This window comes from Streptomyces griseochromogenes, assembly GCF_001542625.1.
Classification (GTDB): domain Bacteria; phylum Actinomycetota; class Actinomycetes; order Streptomycetales; family Streptomycetaceae; genus Streptomyces; species Streptomyces griseochromogenes.
The window spans coordinates 825474-843737 of sequence record NZ_CP016279.1 but is presented as its reverse complement, the minus strand read 5'-3'; the positions used below and the strand labels follow the sequence as shown (position 1 = coordinate 843737).

General features: G+C 71.4%; 19 protein-coding genes and 1 tRNA gene. 5 read left to right on the top strand and 15 right to left on the bottom strand.

Annotation, left to right across the window (positions count from 1 at the left end):
• Positions 1 to 270: 270 nt before the first annotated feature.
• The gene (locus tag AVL59_RS03980) at positions 271 to 1473 is read left to right on the top strand and encodes an IS110 family RNA-guided transposase (protein WP_443732255.1); all 1203 of its coding nucleotides are present in this window, start codon (positions 271 to 273) and stop codon (positions 1471 to 1473) included.
• Between the two features lie 93 nt (positions 1474 to 1566).
• Positions 1567 to 2223 (top strand): NAD(P)H-binding protein, encoded by a 657-nt coding sequence (locus AVL59_RS03975; RefSeq protein ID WP_067316868.1) that lies wholly within the window; start codon positions 1567 to 1569, stop codon positions 2221 to 2223.
• Positions 2224 to 2247: 24 nt separating this feature from the next.
• Here the strand turns inward: AVL59_RS03975 and AVL59_RS03970 are convergent, their stop codons facing one another.
• Positions 2248 to 2460: a hypothetical protein gene (locus tag AVL59_RS03970; protein WP_067299817.1), complete on the bottom strand. Its 213-nt coding sequence runs from the start codon at positions 2458 to 2460 to the stop codon at positions 2248 to 2250.
• An 88-nt stretch (positions 2461 to 2548) separates the two neighbouring features.
• Positions 2549 to 2630: transfer RNA gene (locus AVL59_RS03965), tRNA-Tyr, on the bottom strand.
• Between the two features lie 214 nt (positions 2631 to 2844).
• Here AVL59_RS03965 and AVL59_RS03960 point away from each other — a divergent pair.
• Positions 2845 to 3333: a YajQ family cyclic di-GMP-binding protein gene (locus tag AVL59_RS03960; RefSeq protein ID WP_067299816.1), complete on the top strand. Its 489-nt coding sequence runs from the start codon at positions 2845 to 2847 to the stop codon at positions 3331 to 3333.
• A gap of 83 nt (positions 3334 to 3416) precedes the next feature.
• On the opposite strand, the gene AVL59_RS03955 is transcribed toward AVL59_RS03960, so the two are convergent.
• Positions 3417 to 3683 (bottom strand): GlsB/YeaQ/YmgE family stress response membrane protein, encoded by a 267-nt coding sequence (locus AVL59_RS03955; protein WP_067299815.1) that lies wholly within the window; start codon positions 3681 to 3683, stop codon positions 3417 to 3419.
• A gap of 155 nt (positions 3684 to 3838) precedes the next feature.
• Between AVL59_RS03955 and AVL59_RS03950 the strand changes: the two genes are divergently transcribed.
• Positions 3839 to 5107 (top strand): APC family permease, encoded by a 1269-nt coding sequence (locus AVL59_RS03950; RefSeq protein ID WP_067299814.1) that lies wholly within the window; start codon positions 3839 to 3841, stop codon positions 5105 to 5107.
• A 25-nt stretch (positions 5108 to 5132) separates the two neighbouring features.
• On the opposite strand, the gene AVL59_RS03945 is transcribed toward AVL59_RS03950, so the two are convergent.
• From AVL59_RS03945 to AVL59_RS03890, 12 genes are all read right to left on the bottom strand, one after another.
• Entirely contained in the window at positions 5133 to 5525 is a 393-nt protein-coding gene (locus AVL59_RS03945; RefSeq protein WP_067299813.1) for a YccF domain-containing protein, read from the bottom strand.
• Complete coding sequence (htpX, locus tag AVL59_RS03940) at positions 5522 to 6385, bottom strand: zinc metalloprotease HtpX (protein WP_067299812.1); 864 nt, start codon at positions 6383 to 6385, stop codon at positions 5522 to 5524. The genes AVL59_RS03945 and htpX overlap by 4 nt, the downstream gene beginning before the upstream one ends.
• A gap of 248 nt (positions 6386 to 6633) precedes the next feature.
• The gene (locus tag AVL59_RS03935; RefSeq protein WP_067299811.1) at positions 6634 to 8157 is read right to left on the bottom strand and encodes an NADH-quinone oxidoreductase subunit N; all 1524 of its coding nucleotides are present in this window, start codon (positions 8155 to 8157) and stop codon (positions 6634 to 6636) included.
• Positions 8154 to 9728 (bottom strand): NADH-quinone oxidoreductase subunit M, encoded by a 1575-nt coding sequence (locus AVL59_RS03930; RefSeq protein ID WP_067299810.1) that lies wholly within the window; start codon positions 9726 to 9728, stop codon positions 8154 to 8156. Before AVL59_RS03930 ends, AVL59_RS03935 begins: the two co-directional genes overlap by 4 nt.
• Before the next feature lie 6 nt (positions 9729 to 9734).
• Entirely contained in the window at positions 9735 to 11756 is a 2022-nt protein-coding gene (locus tag AVL59_RS03925) for an NADH-quinone oxidoreductase subunit 5 family protein (RefSeq protein ID WP_067299809.1), read from the bottom strand.
• Positions 11753 to 12133: an NADH-quinone oxidoreductase subunit NuoK gene (gene nuoK, locus AVL59_RS03920; RefSeq protein ID WP_067299808.1), complete on the bottom strand. Its 381-nt coding sequence runs from the start codon at positions 12131 to 12133 to the stop codon at positions 11753 to 11755. Before nuoK ends, AVL59_RS03925 begins: the two co-directional genes overlap by 4 nt.
• Entirely contained in the window at positions 12133 to 12744 is a 612-nt protein-coding gene (locus AVL59_RS03915; RefSeq protein WP_067299807.1) for an NADH-quinone oxidoreductase subunit J family protein, read from the bottom strand. Before AVL59_RS03915 ends, nuoK begins: the two co-directional genes overlap by 1 nt.
• Positions 12741 to 13316, bottom strand: a complete 576-nt coding sequence (locus AVL59_RS03910; RefSeq protein ID WP_067299806.1) for a NuoI/complex I 23 kDa subunit family protein — start codon at positions 13314 to 13316, stop codon at positions 12741 to 12743. Before AVL59_RS03910 ends, AVL59_RS03915 begins: the two co-directional genes overlap by 4 nt.
• A complete protein-coding gene (locus AVL59_RS03905) occupies positions 13316 to 14284 on the bottom strand; it encodes a complex I subunit 1/NuoH family protein (RefSeq protein WP_067299805.1) in 969 nt (322 codons plus the stop codon). The genes AVL59_RS03910 and AVL59_RS03905 overlap by 1 nt, the downstream gene beginning before the upstream one ends.
• Positions 14281 to 15561: an NADH-quinone oxidoreductase subunit C gene (locus tag AVL59_RS03900; RefSeq protein WP_067299804.1), complete on the bottom strand. Its 1281-nt coding sequence runs from the start codon at positions 15559 to 15561 to the stop codon at positions 14281 to 14283. The genes AVL59_RS03905 and AVL59_RS03900 overlap by 4 nt, the downstream gene beginning before the upstream one ends.
• Positions 15561 to 16247: an NADH-quinone oxidoreductase subunit B gene (locus AVL59_RS03895; protein WP_067299803.1), complete on the bottom strand. Its 687-nt coding sequence runs from the start codon at positions 16245 to 16247 to the stop codon at positions 15561 to 15563. Before AVL59_RS03895 ends, AVL59_RS03900 begins: the two co-directional genes overlap by 1 nt.
• A complete protein-coding gene (locus tag AVL59_RS03890) occupies positions 16238 to 16654 on the bottom strand; it encodes an NADH-quinone oxidoreductase subunit A (protein WP_067299802.1) in 417 nt (138 codons plus the stop codon). Before AVL59_RS03890 ends, AVL59_RS03895 begins: the two co-directional genes overlap by 10 nt.
• A 221-nt stretch (positions 16655 to 16875) precedes the next feature.
• Between AVL59_RS03890 and AVL59_RS03885 the strand changes: the two genes are divergently transcribed.
• Positions 16876 to 18063 (top strand): sensor histidine kinase, encoded by a 1188-nt coding sequence (locus AVL59_RS03885; protein WP_067299801.1) that lies wholly within the window; start codon positions 16876 to 16878, stop codon positions 18061 to 18063.
• The last annotated feature ends 201 nt before the right edge of the window (positions 18064 to 18264 follow it).

The window sequence follows — 18264 nt, the reverse complement described above, 5'->3', positions numbered from 1 at the left end:
CGCCCCGCACACCCCCTCACCCCCTCCCCCCCCCATTACCGTCTTCGTGGCCCCGCAACGGGGTTACCGGCCTTCGGAGTTGGCATGACTGCCTCCCCTTGTCGAGTGCATGGCCTGGGGGGTGGTGTCACCAGCTCCGGAGGCACTGACAGACCGCTGATTAGGGGCATGACCACCGGCCTTTCCCCAGGTCGGGAGGCTCTTCGTAATGTGGATGTGGCGATCAGTGCCGTGGCAGGGCCGGACGAGTACGACCGGAGGACACTGCACGTGATCGACACCCGCGACATCGACGTCTACCTCGGCCTGGACGTGGGCAAGGGCGAACACCACGCCACCGCCGTCACCCCGGCCGGCAAGAAAGCCTTCGACAAGCGGCTGCCCAACAGCGAGCCCAAACTCCGTGAGGTCTTCGCGAAACTGCAGGCCAAGCACGGCACCGTCCTCGTGGTCGTCGACCAGCCGGCCACGATCGGGGCCCTGCCGCTGGCCGTCGCCCGCGACATGGGCTGCCAGGTCGCCTATCTGCCCGGCCTCACGATGCGGCGGATAGCCGACCTCTACCCCGGCGAGGCCAAGACCGACGCCCGCGACGCATTCATCATCGCGGACGCAGCCCGCGCCATGCCGCACACCTTGCGCTCGCTCGACCTGGACGACGCCACCGTCGCCGAGCTGGAGATGATCGTCGGCTTCGACGACGACCTCGCCGCCGAAGCCACCCGACTGTCCAACCGGCTCCGCGGCCTGTTCACCCAGGTCCACCCTCACCTCGAACGCGTCCTGGGCCCGCGCATGCAGCACCCCGCCGTGCTGAAACTGCTCAGCCAGTTCGGCTCCCCAGCCCAGATCCGCAAGGCCGGACGCCGAAGGCTGATCACCCTGATCCGCCCCAAGGCTCCCAGGATGACGGAACGGCTGATCGACGAGGTCTTCACCGCACTCGACGAACAGACGGTCATCGTCCCGGGCACGGACGCAGCCGCGCTGATCGTCCCCAGCCTGGCCGACTCGCTCCAAGCAGTCCTCGACCAGCGCAAACTCCTCGCTCACCGGATCGAGGAACTCCTGGAGGCCCACCCTCTTTCCCAGGTCCTGATGTCCATGCCCGGCATCGGCATCAGGACCGGAGCCCGCATCCTCATCGACGTCGGCGACGGCACCAACTTCCCGTCCGCCGCCCACTTGGCCGCCTACGCCGGCCTCGCCCCGGCAACGAGAAGCTCGGGCTCCTCGATCCGCGGCGAACAGCCCTCCCGCCGGGGAAACAAGCAGCTCAAGCGGGCTTTCTTCCTCTCCGCCTTCGCTGCCCTGGCCGACCCGACCTCCCGCACCTACTACGACAAGAAGATCGCCCAGGGAAAGCACCACACCCAAGCCCTCCTCTGCCTCGCCAGACGTCGGGCCGACGTGCTCTTCGCCATGCTCCGCGACGGCACCTTCTACCAACCCCCAACCCCGATCACCCCTTGACCAAAGTCATAGGGGCACCCCCCCGCACGCCACGCCCCCTCCCGCCCTGAACTGATGCGGCGGATGCGGCTCTTCGGGCGTACGGTCGGAATCATGCGCATTGTCATCGCTGGTGGTCATGGTCAGATCGCGTTGCGGCTGGAGCGGCTGCTCTCCGCGCGCGGGGACGAGGTCGCGGGGATCATCCGCAAGGCCGAGCAGGGCGACAAGCTGCGGGCGGTCGGCGCCGAACCGGTCCTGCTCGATCTGGAGTCCGCCTCGGTGGAAGAGGTCGCGGCCCATCTGCAGGGCGCGGACGCCGCGGTCTTCGCGGCCGGTGCGGGCCCGGGCAGCGGCACGGCCCGCAAGGAGACCGTGGACAAGGCCGCTGCGGTGCTGTTCGCGGACGCGGCCGTCCGCGCGGGCGTGCGCCGCTTCGTGGTGGTCTCCTCGATGGGCGCTGACCCCGCGCACCGGGGCGACGACGTCTTCGACGTGTACCTGCGCGCCAAGGGCGAGGCCGACACGCACGTCACCCGCCAGGACGCGCTCGACTGGACGATTCTGCGGCCCGGCGCCCTGACGGACGAACCGGGCACCGGCCTGGTCCGTCTGGAGGCGCACACCGGGCGCGGCCCGATCTCGCGGGACGACGTGGCTGCCGTACTGGCGGAGCTGGTGGACACCTCGGCGACGGCCGGCCTGACGCTGGAGCTGATCGGCGGATCGATGCCGGTGTCGGTCGCCGTGAAGTCGGTCGCGGGGAACTGAGCCCGGCCGCCGGCCGTTCACCCGTCAGAAGAGAGGCAGCTGCCCGGGCAAGTCCGGCACGGCGTACCCGTCCAACGACGGCTGGACCGCCCCGAGTTGCGCCTGCTGCCGGGACCCGGAGCAGGAGACGAGTTCACCGTGTTCCCGTGCCCCGGGCGGGTCGTGCCGCGCGAAGCGCCCCGCGACGACGGCGATTTCACGGCGGCACACGGGACAGGTTCTACGGCGGGAGGACATGCCGCCAGTGTGCCTCGCGCCGGGGCTAGGCCCACACGAAGAGACCCCCTCCGCTGCGTTTCCGCAGTGGAGGGGGTCTTCCCCAGTGTGGCGGCGCCAGGATTCGAACCTGGGAAGGCGAAGCCGGCAGATTTACAGTCTGCTCCCTTTGGCCGCTCGGGCACACCGCCGGGGTTTGCTGCCGTCGAGCCCCCCTTTCGGCGGTGCTCCCTGGCAACGACGTAAACAATACCCGATACCGAGGGGTGCTTCGCCACCCGATTGATCTCCACCCCTCGGGTCCCGAGGTGGCTAGGCTGGTGCGGATGCGGCCCGGCGTCACGCCGGGCTCGGCGGCCGCCGCCACGCACCCGATACGCACCCGGATACAAGGAGCCACAGGACATGGCCGACTCCAGTTTCGACATCGTCTCGAAGGTCGAGCGGCAGGAGGTCGACAACGCCCTCAACCAGGCCGCCAAGGAGATCTCGCAGCGCTACGACTTCAAGGGCGTGGGTGCCTCGATCTCGTGGTCCGGTGAAAAGATCCTCATGGAGGCGAACTCCGAGGACCGGGTCAACGCTGTCCTCGACGTCTTCCAGTCCAAGCTGATCAAGCGCGGTATCTCGCTGAAGGCGCTGGACGCGGGCGAGCCCCAGCTCTCCGGCAAGGAGTACAAGATCTTCGCGTCGATCGAGGAGGGCATCTCCCAGGAGAACGCGAAGAAGGTGGCGAAGATCATCCGCGACGAGGGCCCCAAGGGCGTGAAGGCCCAGGTCCAGGGCGAAGAGCTGCGGGTCACCTCCAAGAGCCGCGACGACCTGCAGGCCGTCATCGCCCTCCTGAAGGGCCAGGACTTCGACTTCGCGCTGCAGTTCGTGAATTACCGGTAGCACGCCGGCCGGCTCCTGAACAGGAAGGGTGGGCACCGGCGGTGCCCACCCCGCTCGGTCCTCGGACGGTTGCGTGCGCCGCCTCAGTTGCGCGAGTTGCCGAACAGGAGGCGGTAGACGATCAGCAGGACGAGCGAGCCTCCGATGGCGGCGGCCCAGGTCGCGCCGTCGTAGAAGTTCTTCGTGATCGGGTGGTCCAGCCAACGGGCCGAGATCCAGCCGCCTATGAAGGCGCCCGCGATGCCGATGAGCGTCGTACCGATGAAGCCGCCCGGGTCACGGCCCGGCAGCAGGACCTTGGCGATGGCTCCAGCCAGGAGCCCCAGGGTGATCCAACCGATGATGGTCATGCCGTGAACCTGCCCTCCCGCGCTGTACCCGCGCTGTCCCGCCCTTGAGAATCCGGTGAGGATCGGCTGTACGTCGCGCGCGTGTTCGTGCCCTGTCGACGAAGAGGACGTCACGGGTACACCACGCGGTTGCGGCGCTCAGTAGGGTGCGGCCCATGACACCACCTGGCATCGGCCTGCGCCGCTCCCTGGGCGTGCGGGACGCCGTGGTCGTCGGCCTCGGCTCGATGGTCGGCGCCGGCGTCTTCTCCGCCCTGGGCCCGGCCGCGCGCGCCGCCGGGCCGGGACTGCTGCTGGGGCTGGCCACCGCGGCCGTGGTGGCCTACTGCAACGCCATGTCCTCGGCCCGCCTGGCCGCCCGCTACCCGGCGTCGGGCGGCACGTACGTGTACGGCAGGGAGCGGCTGGGCCCGTTCTGGGGTTATCTCGCCGGCTGGGCGTTCGTGGTCGGCAAGACGGCCTCCTGCGCGGCCATGGCGCTGACCGTGGGCTCGTACGTGTGGCCGGGGCAGGCGCACGCGGTGGCGGTGGCGGCCGTGGTGGCGCTGACCGCCGTGAACTACGGCGGCATCCAGAAGTCGGCCTGGCTGACGCGGGTGATCGTGGCCGTGGTGCTGGCCGTCCTCGCGTGCGTGGTGGTCGTGTGCCTGGCCTCCGGGCAGGCCGATGCCGGGCGGCTCGGTATCGCGCTGTCGTCGGGCGTGGGCGGGGTGCTTCAGGCGGCCGGTCTGCTGTTCTTCGCGTTCGCCGGGTACGCGCGGATCGCGACCCTGGGCGAGGAGGTGCGGGACCCCGAGCGCACGATTCCGCGAGCCGTTCCGCTGGCCCTCGGCATCGCTCTGGTCGTGTACGTGTGCGTGGCCGTGGCCGTCCTCGCCGTCCTCGGCGCGGACCGGCTGGGGCAGGCCGCGGCGCCGCTGGCCGATGCGGTACGGGCGGCCGGGGCACCGGGTCTTGTGCCGGTCGTGCGGGTGGGTGCGGCAGTGGCCGCGCTGGGGTCGCTGCTCGCGCTGATCCTCGGCGTCTCGCGGACGACGCTGGCCATGGCCCGCGACGGCCATCTGCCCGGCGCGCTGGCCGCCGTGCATCCACGGTTCCAGGTCCCGCACCGCGCGGAGCTTGCCGTGGGCGCGGCGGTCGCCGTACTGGCCGCCACGGTGGACGTACGAGGGGCGATCGGCTTCTCCTCGTTCGGCGTGCTGGCCTACTACGCCGTGGCCAACGCCTCCGCCTGGACGCTGAGCCCGGCCCTCTCGGCACGGCTGGTGCCGGCGGTGGGGCTGCTGGGCTGCGCGACGCTGGCGTTCGCGCTCCCGGCGGTCTCGGTCGCCGCCGGGGCGGGCGTGCTGGCCGTCGGGGTACTGGCCTACGGCGTACGGCGGTGGTGGGCGGGACGCGGCGCGGACGGGCCCTCGCGGCCCTAGGGCCGATGCCCCGTCAGCTGCCCCGTCAGCGGGTCGCGAACGGCTGGTCCGTGGGGACGATCTCGCGGCCCAGCGGCAGCAGGGAGACCGGGATCAGCTTGAAGTTCGCTATGCCGAACGGGATCCCGATGATCGTCAGGCACAGGACGATGCCGGTGGTGATGTGGGCGAGGGCCAGCCACCAGCCGGCCAGCACCAGCCACAGCACGTTGCCGACACAGGAGGGTGCGCCCGCGTCCCGGCGCTCGACCGTGGTGTACCCGAAGGGCCACAGGGCGTAGACACCGATCCTGAAGGCGGCGATGCCGAAGGGGATGCCGATGATCGTGATGCACAGCAGCACGCCCGCGAGCAGATAGCCGAGGAACAGCCAGAATCCGCTCAGGATGAGCCAGATGATGTTCAGGATGATCTTCACTGGTGGCGACCTGCCATCTTCTCGAGCCGGGCGATGCGATCCGCCATGGGCGGGTGCGTGGAGAACATCTTGGAGAGTCCCTGGCCCGGGCGGAAGGGGTTCGCGATCATCATGTGGCTCGCGGTCTCGATCCGGGGCTCGGGGGGCAGCGGAAGCTGCTGGGTGCCGGTCTCCAGCTTGTGCAGGGCACTGGCGAGGGCCAGGGGGTCGCCGGTGAGCTGCGCGCCCGAGGCGTCCGCCTCGTACTCCCTGGAGCGGCTGATGGCCAGCTGGATGAGGGTGGCGGCGAGCGGGCCGAGGATCATGATCAGCAGCAGGCCCAGCAGGCCGGGGCCGTCGTCGTCGTCCGAGCGGCCGATCGGGATCAGCCACGCGAAGTTGACCAGGAACATGATCACCGAGGCGAGGGCGCCGGCCACCGAGGAGATCAGGATGTCGCGGTTGTAGACGTGGCTCAGTTCGTGGCCGATGACTCCGCGCAGCTCGCGCTCGTCCAGCAGGCGCAGGATGCCCTCCGTGCAGCACACGGCCGCGTTGCGTGGGTTGCGGCCGGTGGCGAAGGCGTTGGGCGCCTCCGTCGGGGAGATGTACAGGCGGGGCATGGGCTGGCGAGCCTGCGTGGACAGCTCGCGGACCATCCGGTACAGCGCGGGGGCCTCGAACTCGCTCACCGGGCGGGCACGCATCGCGCGCAGCGCCAGCTTGTCGCTGTTCCAGTACGCGTAGGCGTTCGTGCCCAGCGCGATCAGGACCGCCACGATCAGTCCCGTCCGGCCGAAGAAGCTGCCGATGACGATGATGAGCGCGGACAGTCCCCCGAGGAGTACTGCGGTCCTTAGCCCGTTGTGCCGGCGGTGCACGGTACGCCCTCCAAGTCGTGCAGCAGGGGAACCCTTTGGTCCAGTGGACCCTCCCGTTCTGGTCAACGCCAGGCGGCCGTCACGAGTTCCCTTGCGCGGGCGGCGGCGCGCGTCGGCCGTACGGGTGACGTGCTCTTACGGCCTTTTCCGGCCCTTCGCGCGCGTGCGGGGCACGGGCGCACCACGCGCGCGCGGCGGCGCCGTACGCCCACGTGGCGGGCCGCCCTCTTCCAGGTGTGGGCAGGTCCTCAGAACAGACCGGTGGCCGCGAATCGCAGGACCAGTTGGGGCACTCCGGAGAGGGCCACGCCGAGAACGCCGGTGAGGGCGAGCGCCGCGGTCACGGGTGCCGGGGCCCGGTGCAGGGCGGGTTCGCCCTCGGGGGCGCGGAACAGCAGGGCCGTCCACTGGAGGTAGTAGAAGAGGGCGATCACCACGTTGACCGCCATCACCACGGCGAGCCAGCCCAGTCCCGCGTCGACGGCCGCCGAGAACACGGTGACCTTGGCGAACAGGCCGATCACGCCCGGCGGCAACCCGGCGAGGCACAGCAGGAAGAAGGCCAGGAGAAGCGCGGCGGCCGGGTTGGACGCGTACAGGCCGCGGTAGTCGCTGATCCGGTTGAGGGACTTCGTACGGCCCACCAGGGCGGCCACCGCGAAGGCGCCGAGGTTCACGGCGGCGTACATGAGGGCGTACGCGACGGTGGAGCCGATGGCTTTCTGGGCGTCCTTGGCGTATCCGGCGGCGGCGATCGGTACGAGGAGGTAGCCGGCCTGGCCGACGGAGGACCAGGCGAGCAGTCGTACGGCGCTGTACGCGCGCGTGGCCTGCTGGCGCAGGGCGCCGACGTTGCCGACGGTCATGGTGAGGGCGGCCAGGGCGGCGAGCGCGGGCCCCCAGACGTCGGCATACGACGGGAGGGCGACGACGGTGACGAGGATCAGGCCGGAGAAGCCGACCGCCTTGCCGACGACCGAGAGGTAGGCGGCTACGGGCAGGGGCGCGCCCACGTAGGTGTCGGGCACCCAGAAGTGGAAGGGCACGGCGGCCGTCTTGAAGGCGAAGCCGACGAGGGTCAGGACGACCCCGGTCTGGGCGAGGGTGTGGAGCTGCCCGTCGACGTGCTGGATGCGCTGGGCGACCTGGGTGAGGTAGAGCGTCCCGGTGGAGGCGTAGACGAAGCTGATGCCCATCAGGCTCACCGCGGTGGCGGTGACCGAGGACAGGAAGAACTTCAGGGCCGCCTCGGAGGACCGCTTGTCGCCGTGCCGGATGCCGACCAGGGCGAAGGCGGGCAGGGAGGCGACCTCCAGGGCGACGATCAGGGTGGCCAGGTCGCGGGAGGCGGGCAGCAGGGCGGCGCCGGCCGCGGAGGACAGCAGCAGGAACCAGAACTCTCCTGCCGGGACGCGCCGGTGGTCGTCCTTGAGGTTCGTGACCGACAGCAGGGCCGCCAGCAGGGCGCCGCCGAGGACGAGGAACTGGATGACGAGGGTGAAGCGGTCGGCGGTGTAACTGCACACGCGCGCGTGCCCGGTCAGGCAGAAGGTGCTGCGGTCACCGTCCAGGAGGGGCAGCAGCATGAGCGCGGCGGCGGCGAGACCGGCCACCGAGGCCCAGCCGAGCAGGGGCTTGCGCGCCTCGGGCACGAACAGGTCGGCGACGAGCACCGCGAGGGCGACCACCGCGGCGATCGTGGGCGGGGCGACGGCGAGCCAGTCGACGGACTGGACCACGGACTGGGCCAGCGGCTGGGCCAGGGCGCTCATCGGGTGCCTCCTGCGAGGAGCTGCTGCACGGCCGGGTCGGTCAGGCCGAGCAGGGCCCTCGGCCACAGTCCGGCGACGACGGTGAGGGCGACGAGCGGGGTCCAGGCCGCGAACTCGTAGCCGTGGACGTCGGCGAGCTTCGGAATCTCCTGCTCCGCTTCGCCCATGCAGACCCGGCGGACCACGATCAGCATGTACGCGGCCGTCAGCAGGGTGCCGAACGCGCCGATCGCCATGAAGGTCAGGAACGCGGGCCGGCTGAGGTCGGCGGCGGGCTTGAACGCGCCGAACAGGGCCAGCATCTCCCCCCAGAACCCGGCGAGTCCCGGCAGGCCGAGCGAGGCGACGGCACCGAAGGCGAGCAGACCGCCGAGGTGCGGGGCCCTGCCGTAGAGCGCGGCACCCGTCCCCTCGGCGAGGGTGTCCAGATCGGTGCTGCCGGTGCGGTCCTTCAGCGCGCCGACCAGGAAGAACAGCAGGCCGGTGATGAGGCCGTGGGCGATGTTGGCGAACAGCGCGCCGTTCACGCCGGTCGGGGTCATGGTGGCGATGCCCAGCAGGACGAAGCCCATGTGGCCGACGGAGGAGTAGGCGATCAGCCGCTTCAGATCGCCCTTCGCGCCCTGCTTGGCGAGGGCCAGACAGGCCAGGGACCCGTAGATGATCCCGACGACGGCGAACGCGGCGAGGTAGGGCGCGAAAGTGTGGAAGCCGTCCGGAGCCTCCGGCAGCAGGATTCGGACGAAACCGTACGTGCCCATCTTCAGCAGGACACCGGCCAGCAGGACCGAGCCGACGGTCGGCGCGGCGGTGTGGGCGTCGGGCAGCCAGCTGTGCAGCGGCCACATCGGCGTCTTGACCGCAAGCCCGATCCCGATCGCCAAAACGGCGATGACCTGCACGGATGTGGTCAGCGACCGGCCGTTGTCAGTGGCGAGTGCCACCATGTCGAACGTGCCCGCCTTGATTCCGATCAGGAGCAGGCCGAGCAGCATGACGACGGAGCCGAGCAGCGTGAACAGGATGAACTTCCACGCGGCCCGGGTCCGGCCCTCGCCGCCCCAGCGGGCGATGAGGAAGTACATCGGGATGAGCACCGTCTCGAACGCGAGGAAGAACAGCAGCAGGTCGAGGACGGCGAACGTCGCGAGGGTGCCGGACTCGAGCAGGAGCAGAAGCGCGACGAACGCCTTCGGGGACGGGCCCGTCGGCGGCTTGAAGTACGAGTAGAGCGCGCAGAGGAAGGTCAGCAGCGCGGTCAGGACCACAAGGGGGAGGGAGATGCCGTCGATGCCGAGGTGGATCCGCACGTCCAATGCGGGGATCCAGCTGATGTCGGTCGTGGCCTGCATCTTCGACGGATGGTCGTGGTCGAAGCCGAGCGCGAGGACGATGGCGGCGATGAGGATCACGCCGGTGACGGTCACGCCGTGCCGCAGCACGGCCTGCGCGGGCGACTTCCCCTTCAGCCCGGGCGGGGCCGGCAGGAGAGCGGCGACGGCGCCGAGGAGCGGGCCTACGACGACGAATGCCAGAAGGAACTGCATCACGGACTCGCTGATATCGATCACGCCTGCTCACGCTCCCGTGGCGACGAGGAGGACGGCGACCGCCAGGACGACGGTGCCGGCGAGCAGCGCGCTCACATAGGTCTGCACATTGCCGGTCTGCGCGCGCCGTACGCCGGCCCCGAGCAACCGGGGCAGGGCGGCCGCGCCGCGTACGTAGGTGTCGACGACCGCGCTGTCGAGGAACCGGACGAGACTCGCTCCGGCCTGGACCGGGCGGACGAACAGCACCGCGTAGACGGCGTCCAGGTGGAAGCCGACGGCCGCGTGCCGGAACAGCGGGCCGAGCAGCAGCCGTCCGGGGTCGGGCGCGTGGGCGAGGTCACGGTAGGCCGGCCCGTGGTCGGCGAGGGCGTGGGCCTCGACCAGGCTCGCATCGCCCTCCGGGTGCGCGGCCGCCTCGCCCTGGAGGCGCTCCCAGTCGAAGGAGGGCGCGGGCGTCGCCGGGGTGCGGGCGGCCAGCGCGCTGCTGCGCTGCCAGGCGCCGTAGGCGAGGAGACCGCCGACCAGTGCGAGGCCGGTGCCCAGGACGGAGGTGAGGAGCGTCGGGGTCAGGTCGCGGCCGTCGAACCAGCCGGGCAGCGAGCGGTAGGCGAGCCCGCCGAAGGCGAGGGACGGCACGGCGAGGACCCAGAGCACCACGGTCATCGTCAGGGGCTGGCGACCGTGGTCGGGAGCCTCCGCGCCCCGGCCGCGGAAGGCCATCAGCCACAGGCGCGCGGCGTAGGCGGCGGTGAGCAGGGCCGCGAGCAGTCCGGCGACGAGGACGATCCAGCCCGCGGCACCGGGGGCGTGGTCGGTGTGGCCGGTGGCCACGTGCTCGGCGGCGCCGAGCACGGACTCCTTGGAGAAGAAGCCGCTGAAGGGCGGGATCGCGGCGAGCGCGAGCAGGGCCACGGTCATCGTCCAGTAGGCGTCCGGGACACGGGCGCGCAGGTGGCTCATCCGGGACATGGCGGCCAGCGAATTGGTGCCGGCGGCGTGGATGATCACGCCGGCCGCGAGGAACAGCAGCGCCTTGAAGGCGCCGTGGGACAGGAGGTGGAAGACGGCGGCACCGCGGTCGCCGACGGCGAGGGCGCCGGTCATGTAGCCGAGCTGGCCGATCGTCGAGTAGGCGAGGACGCGCTTGATGTCGTCCTGGGCGAGCGCGGCGAGGCCGGAACCGGCCATCGTCACGGCGGCCATCGCGGCCAGGACCACCATCGCGGCCTGGGACGCCTCGAACACCGGGAGGAGACGGGCGACGAAGTAGACACCGGCGGCCACCATGGTCGCGGCGTGGATCAGCGCCGAGACGGGCGTCGGGCCCGCCATCGCGTCAGGGAGCCAGGTGTGCAGCGGGAACTGGGCCGACTTGCCCGCCACGCCCGCGAGCAGCAGCAGGGCGGTCAGGGTCGGGTGATCGATGCCGCCGCTCGCCACGGCGCCCAGGACGCGGGTGATGCGGAACGACCCGGCGTCCGTGCCCAGGGCGAACAGGCCGATGAGGAACGGCACGTCACCGAGCTTGGTGACCAGGAATGCCTTCAGGGAGGCGGCGCGGGCCTCCGGGGTCTCCCAGTAGTGGCCGACGAGGAAGTAGGAGCAGATGCCCATGACTTCCCAGCCGACCAGCAGCACGATCAGGTCGCCTGAGTAGACGACCAGGAGCATCGCGGAGGTGAACAGGGAGACGAGGGCCGCGTAGGAGGGGTAGCGCGGGTCGTCGCGCAGGTAGCCCGTCGAGTAGATCTGCACGCAGGTCGCGACGAAGGCGACCAGGACGGCGACGAGCGCGGCGAAGCCGTCGATGTCCAGGGCCAGATCGATCGGCACCGAGCCGGTCGGGGTCAGCTCGGTGTGGGCCTCGATGGGCGGGCCGCCGCCCTGGCGCGCGGCGACCAGCGCGGCCAGCGCGAGCGCCGCCAGCGTGGGCAGGACGGCGAGCGGGCGGACGAATCCGGGGGCCGTGCGGCCCAGGAGGAGGCCGGCCGCGGCGCCCAGGAACGGCAGGAGGGGGACGAGTACGGCGAGGTGGGTCGTGGTCACGCGGTGGCCTCAGCCTTCTCGGCCGCGGAGGTGTCGCTGTCGGGGCCGTCGTCGTCGGGGCCCTCGGCGGTGTCGCGGAGTCTGTCGATGTCGGAGGTGCCGCGGTTGCGGTAGACGGCGAGCACGATCGCGAGGCCGATGCCGATCTCGGCGGCGGCGATGGCGATGGTGAACAGGGTCAGCGCCTGGCCGGAGTGCAGGGTGTCCCGGGCGGCCCGGCTGAGCCAGATGTCGAAGGCGACCAGGTTGAGGTTGACGGCGTTGAGCATCAGCTCGACCGACATCAGGACCAGGATCGCGTTGCGGCGTGCGAGGACGCCGTAGAGGCCGGTGCAGAAGAGGAGGGCGGAGAGGACGGCGGGGTAGGCGAGGTGCATCAGCGAGCGCCTTCCTTCTCGCCGGGGACGGCCACGCGGGTGTCCGCGGCGGCCGGGGTGCCAGAGGCCACGTCCGCCTTCGTCTTGCGGGACAGGACGATGGCGCCGACCAGGGCCGCGAGGAGGAGTACGGAGAGGGCCTCGAAGGGCAGGACCCAGTTCTGGAAGAGGCTCTCGCCGGTGACGCGGGTGCTGCCGGCGGCCGGGCCGGCCAGGTCGATCCAGGTCGTGCGGAACGCGTCGACGACCACCCACACCAGGGCGCCCGCGGCCGCCACCGCGACGGCCAGGGCGATCCAGCGGTTGCCGGAGTCGGCGTCCGGGGAGCGGCCGATGGGGGCCTTGGTGAGCATCAGACCGAACAGGAGGAGGACGACGACGGAACCGACGTAGATGAGGACCTGCACCCAGGCGATGAACTCGGCGGTGAGCAGGAGGTACTCGACGGCGAGGCCGCCGAGCGTGACCACCAGCCACAGGGCGGCGTGCACGAGCTGCCGGGTGGAGACGGTGACCAGGGCCGCGCCGAAGGTGACCAGACCGACGAGCAGGAACGCGATCTCGACACCGGTCGGGGACAGAAAGCCGTGCTGTGCTGCGGCAAGGGTCACGACTCCCCCTCCTGCGGTTCGGCCTGCGCGGCGGCCAGCTTCTCGGCGGCCTTGCGGGCGGCGGCGATCTCCTTCGGTTCCTCCGCGCCGGCGTCCAGGGCGGGCGGGGCCGGGACGGTCCACATCCACTCGCGGAGCTTGTCCCGCTCATGGGTGAGTTCGCGGATGTCGGTCTCGGCGTACTCGAACTCCGGGGACCAGAACAGCGCGTCGAAAGGACAGACCTCGATGCAGATACCGCAGTACATGCACAGGGAGAAGTCGATGGCGAACCGGTCGAGGACGTTGCGGCTGCGCTCGCGGCCGCCGGGCGCGGCGGGCGGGACCGTCTCCTTGTGGGAGTCGATGTAGATGCACCAGTCGGGGCACTCGCGGGCGCACAGCATGCAGACCGTGCAGTTCTCCTCGAACAGGCCGATCACTCCGCGCGTGCGGGGCGGCAGCTCGGGCTGGGCGTCCGGGTACTGCTCGGTGACGTGCTTCCTCGTCATCGTGCGGAGGGTGACGGCCAGGCCCTTGGCGAGGCCGGCGCCGGGGATGCGGGACCGGGTGGGCGGGCTGGACTCGGCCATCAGGAGATCACCACCTTGACGATGCCGGTGAGGGCGATCTGGGCGAGGGAGAGGGGGACGAGGAGGGTCCAGGAGAGCTTCTGGAGCTGGTCCTCGCGCAGACGGGGGTAGGTCACGCGGAGCCAGATGATGACGAAGGCGAGGATCGCGGTCTTCAGCAGGGTCCACAGCCAGCCGAGGCCGTCGGCGCCCCAGGGGCCGTGCCAGCCGCCCAGGAAGAGGACGGTGGTCAGACCGCACAGGACGATGATTCCGGCGTACTCGGCGAGCAGGAACAGGGCGAACCTGAGGCCGGTGTACTCGGTGTACGCGCCGAAGATGATCTCCGAGTCGGCGACGGGCATGTCGAAGGGAGGGCGCTGCAGCTCGGCGAGGCCGGCCACGAAGAACACGAACGCGCCCACGATCTGCCAGGGCACCCACCACCAGTGGAAGGCGTGCAGGATGCCCGGGAGGGAGACGGTTCCGGCCGCCATGGCGACGGAGGCCGCGGCGAGCAGCATCGGAAGTTCGTAGGCGAGCAGCTGGGCGGCCGTGCGCAGGCCGCCGAGCAGGGAGAACTTGTTGGCGCTGGCCCAGCCGGCCATCAGCGAGCCGAGGACGCCGACGCCCATCACGGCGAGTACGAAGAAGACGCCCGCGTCCAGGACCTGGCCGACCGCCCCCTCGCCGGGCCCGATCGGGATGGCGAGCAGGACGAGCAGGTAGGGCAGCAGGGCCACGGCGGGGGCCAGCTGGAAGACGCGGCGGTCGGCGCCCGCCGGGACCACGTCCTCCTTCTGCGCGAACTTCACGCCGTCGGCGATGAGCTGGGCCCAGCCGTGGAAGCCGCCCGCGTACATCGGGCCGAGGCGGCCCTGCATGTGGGCCATCACCTTGTGCTCGGTCTGGCCGACGATCAGCGGGAAGGTGAGGAAGACGACGAACACGACGAGGAGTCGCAGGGCGACGTCCAGCGCGCCGTTCACTGCGGGCCTCCGGTGGGGTCGTCGGGGGTGTTGTGGTCTTCGGGCGCGGCGGGTGCCTCGGACGCCTCGGGTGCCTCGGACGCCTCAGATGCCTCGGGTGCCTCGGACGCCTCAGATGCCTCGGACGCCTCATGCACCTCGGGCTGCGGCTCTGGTGCCCGGTTGGCTTCCGGTGCCTGCTCCGGCTCCGGGGTCTGGCGAGATTCCGGTGCCTGCTCCGGCTCCGGCTTGGCTTTCTGCCCCGCGTCGAACGCCGGGCGCGCGTGGTGCCACGGGGCGTCCGAGCTGCGCGGAGCCGTGCTCGGGCGGGCGGAGCCGTCCGGTTCCTCCGGTTCAGTGGACGACTGCGGTTCCGGTGCCTGGGCACGCTGCGAGGCCGAGCCCTCCAACGCGCTGCGCGCGCGGCGCGGACCAGTCGGCGCCGGGCCGGGCTCGGGTGCCGCCGGGGCCTCGGCGGCCGGCTGCGCCGCCGCCTGGCTCACCGAGCCCTCGCTCGCGCTCCTCGTCCGACGCGGCCGGGCACCGGCTCCACCAGCGGCTTCCTCGGCGGCCTGGCCGGCCGAGCCCTCCGCCGCCGCACGGGTCCGCCGGACCGGACGCTCGCCTGCGGCCGTGGCGCGTTCTGCGGCCGCACGCACCGGCCGCTCCCCCGCCGCACGCCCCGCGCCCCGGGCCGGGCGCGCCGGAGCGGGCGGCAGCTGGCCCTTCAGCGGGCCCCACTCGTTCGGGTCCGGAACGCCGGGCGGGAGCATCTGGCGGCGCTTGGGCCCGCCGTGCGCAGCACCCGCCGCAGGCTCCCCCGGCTCCTTCGCCCCCGGCCAGGCCTTGGCCACACGAGCGGCGAGGACGAAGTCCTTGCGCAGCGGGTGGCCCTCGAAGGTCTCGGGGAGCAGGAGGTGGTCCAGGCCCGGGTGGTTCTCGAAGCCCACGCCGAACATTTCGTGGGTCTCGCGCTCGTGCCAGGCAGCGCCCGCGTAGACGCCGACGGCGGAGGGCAACGTCGGCGCGTCGTGCGGGACCGTCGTCCGCAGGAGCAGGCGGCGGACCGGCCAGAGGGCGACGACATGGGCGGACACCCGAAAGCCGGTGCCGGGTTCGTCGACCGCGCTCAGCCAGTCGAAGTAGGTGCAGGACAGGGTCGTGCGGGCCGTCTCCAGGGCGGTGAGCCAGGAGGACGGCGGGACGTCCACCGTCAGGAGTTCGTACGACTCCTCGGCCGTGGCCTCCGCTCCGAAGAGTTCCTCGGCGGGGGCGGGCAGCCAGCCGGGCGTGTTCATCACGCGTCCCCCTCGGCGGAGCCGGAGTCAGGGGCGGAGGCAGGGGCGCAGTCAGAAGCCGGGACGGAGGCCGAGACGGCGCTGGGCGTGGAACCGGGGGCCGGCGGCTTCACCAGACCGCTCTGCAGCGCGGCCGCGGACGCCCGGGAAGACCCGTACCGCTCGTCCAGCGACTCGTGGGCGATCTTCTCCTGGAGCTTGAGGATGCCCTGGAGCAGCGCCTCGGGGCGAGGCGGGCACCCGGGGACGTACACGTCGACGGGGATGATCTGGTCGACGCCCTTGGTGACGGAGTAGGAGTCCCAGTACGGGCCGCCGCAGTTGGAGCAGGCGCCGAAGGAGATGACGTACTTCGGTTCCGGCATCTGTTCGTACAGGCGCTTCACGGCCGGCGCCATCTTGTCCGTCACCGTGCCGGAGACGACCATCAGGTCGGCCTGGCGGGGGCCCGGCGCGAAGGGGATCACGCCGAGGCGGATGAAGTCGTGGCGGGCCATCGAGGCGGCGATGAACTCGATCGCGCAGCAGGCGAGGCCGAAGTTGAACACCCACAGCGAGTAGCGGCGGCCCCAGTTCAGGACCACCTTCATCGGTTCGGGCGCGAGGCGGGCGAGCGCGCCCAGCCGCTTGGGCTGGGGAAGCGGCACGGGCTCGGGCTGTGACGGAGCCGAGGCGTTCACGTCCATGCCAGGACTCCCTTCTTGTAGGCGTACAGCAGGCCCACGGCGAGGAAGCCGAGGAAGATGAACATCTCCACCAGCGTCGTCGCGCCATAGCCGGGGGCGGCGAAGACCGTCGCCCACGGGAACAGGAAGATCGAGTCGACCGCGAAGATCACGTAGAGGAAGGCGTAGACGTAGTAGCGGACCTGGGTGTGGGCCCAGCCCTCGCCGACGGGGTCGACGCCGCACTCGTACGTCAGGAGCTTCTCGGGGGTGGGTACGACAGGGCGCAGCAGGCGGGCGGCGCCGAAGGCGACCGCGACGAAGAGCACGCCCACGACGGCGAGCAGTCCCACGACCGAGTAGGACCGGAAGTAGTCCGCCGCGACGTCCGCCGCGGCGATCGTCGAGTCCCCCAACGTCACCCGCACCGTCCGCCCTCGCTCCCTGACCTCGTGACCCTAGTGAACCCTGTGCTGCATCGTGATTCGAGGATCTGTACGCACCGGAGTCTAGGCCCTGATAAAGACACGGTAAGCAGCCCGTCACGGCGTGAGACGCGTGGACCGTGCGAGGGGTGGGGTTTTCCCCAGGGAAGGGAGGCGGGGGACCGCATGGCGCGGGAGGTGCCGGACACGGCAGGCTGGCCGGTATGACCGCTCCCGCCTCCGCCGCCGGCCCGACCGAAGGCTCCGACCGCCTTCCTCCGGTCCGGTTCGCCTTCGACCGTCACACCTGGAAGGAGATCGCGCATCTTCTGCTGAATCTGCCGGTGTCGGTGTTCGGCTTCGTCTACGCGTACACGGTGGTGTTCACCGGCGGACTCCTCAGCCTCACGGTGATCGGGCTTCCGGTGCTGGCCGTCTCTCTGCTGGGCGCCCGGCAGCTGGGCAAGCTGGAGCGGAAGCGGACCCGGGCGCTGCTCGGGGTGCACGTCGAGGAGCCGACGCCGCTGCCGATCTCCCGGGGCGGGGGGCCGATGCAGCGGCTGTGGCTGGCGCTGAAGGACCCGGTCGGCTGGCGGACGCTGCTGTACGACTTCATCCGGCTGCCCTGGGGGGTCCTGACCTTCTGCACCGTGCTGACCTCGTTGTTCGTGCTGTGGCCGGTGCTGCCGTTCCTCGCGCGGGGGCTGGCCAACGTGGACCGGGCGATGGTGCGCGGGCTGCTGTCGCCCTCCGACGAGCTGGAACGCCGTATCGCCGAACTGGAGTCGGACCGCGGGGTCGTGGTGGACACGGCGGCCGCCGACCTGCGCCGCATCGAGCGCGACCTGCACGACGGGGCGCAGGCCCGGCTGGTGGCCCTGGCGATGGGCCTCGGCCTGGCCAAGGAGAAGCTGCTGGAGGGCCAGGCCGACGACGCCGTCGCGGAGATGGTGGCGGAGGCGCACGGCGAGGTGAAGCTCGCGCTGCAGGAGCTGCGGGATCTGGCCCGGGGCATCCATCCGGCCGTGCTGACCGACCGCGGCCTGGACGCGGCCCTGTCCTCGGTCGCCTCCCGCTGCACCGTGCCGGTGAAGGTGACCGCGGACCTGCCGGCCCGGCCGGCGCCCGCCATCGAGGGCATCGCCTACTTCACCGTCTCCGAGCTGCTGCAGAACATCAGCAAGCACAGCGGGGCACGCTCCGCCTCGGTCGACGTGTGGCGCGCCGAGGACCGGCTGCTCATCCAGGTCCGGGACGACGGACGCGGCGGCGCCCGGCTGGAGGCCGGCAGCGGCATGCGGGGCCTGGCGGACCGGCTGGGCGCCGTGGACGGCCTGTTCGTCGTCGACTCCCCGGCCGGCGGCCCGACGGTGGTCACCGCGGAGCTGCCCTGGCGGGACCGTAAGGAATAGACCGTGGGGAACACGCGGAATGGATCGCCGGGACCGGAAGGAATGGACGTTGCCAGAATCCCTGAGGTCATGAATCCGTGAGGTATGTGCCTGTAGGGGCCACGGCCAGACCGCCGGGACCGCGAAGAATGGGCCGTCCGGGCCGCGGCCAGACCGCCAGGACCGCGAGGTCCGGACCGCCGGGACCGTAAGAGCTGGACC

Coding starts and splice junctions, on each gene's coding strand:
- AVL59_RS03975 (WP_067316868.1), top strand. CDS start 1,567: ATGCGCATTGTCATCGCTGGTGGTCATGGTCAGATCGCGTTGCGGCTG.
- AVL59_RS03970 (WP_067299817.1), bottom strand. CDS start 2,460: ATGTCCTCCCGCCGTAGAACCTGTCCCGTGTGCCGCCGTGAAATCGCC.
- AVL59_RS03960 (WP_067299816.1), top strand. CDS start 2,845: ATGGCCGACTCCAGTTTCGACATCGTCTCGAAGGTCGAGCGGCAGGAG.
- AVL59_RS03955 (WP_067299815.1), bottom strand. CDS start 3,683: ATGACCATCATCGGTTGGATCACCCTGGGGCTCCTGGCTGGAGCCATC.
- AVL59_RS03950 (WP_067299814.1), top strand. CDS start 3,839: ATGACACCACCTGGCATCGGCCTGCGCCGCTCCCTGGGCGTGCGGGAC.
- AVL59_RS03935 (WP_067299811.1), bottom strand. CDS start 8,157: ATGAGCGCCCTGGCCCAGCCGCTGGCCCAGTCCGTGGTCCAGTCCGTC.
- nuoK (WP_067299808.1), bottom strand. CDS start 12,133: ATGCACCTCGCCTACCCCGCCGTCCTCTCCGCCCTCCTCTTCTGCACC.
- AVL59_RS03910 (WP_067299806.1), bottom strand. CDS start 13,316: ATGGCCGAGTCCAGCCCGCCCACCCGGTCCCGCATCCCCGGCGCCGGC.
- AVL59_RS03900 (WP_067299804.1), bottom strand. CDS start 15,561: ATGAACACGCCCGGCTGGCTGCCCGCCCCCGCCGAGGAACTCTTCGGA.
- AVL59_RS03895 (WP_067299803.1), bottom strand. CDS start 16,247: ATGGACGTGAACGCCTCGGCTCCGTCACAGCCCGAGCCCGTGCCGCTT.
- AVL59_RS03885 (WP_067299801.1), top strand. CDS start 16,876: ATGACCGCTCCCGCCTCCGCCGCCGGCCCGACCGAAGGCTCCGACCGC.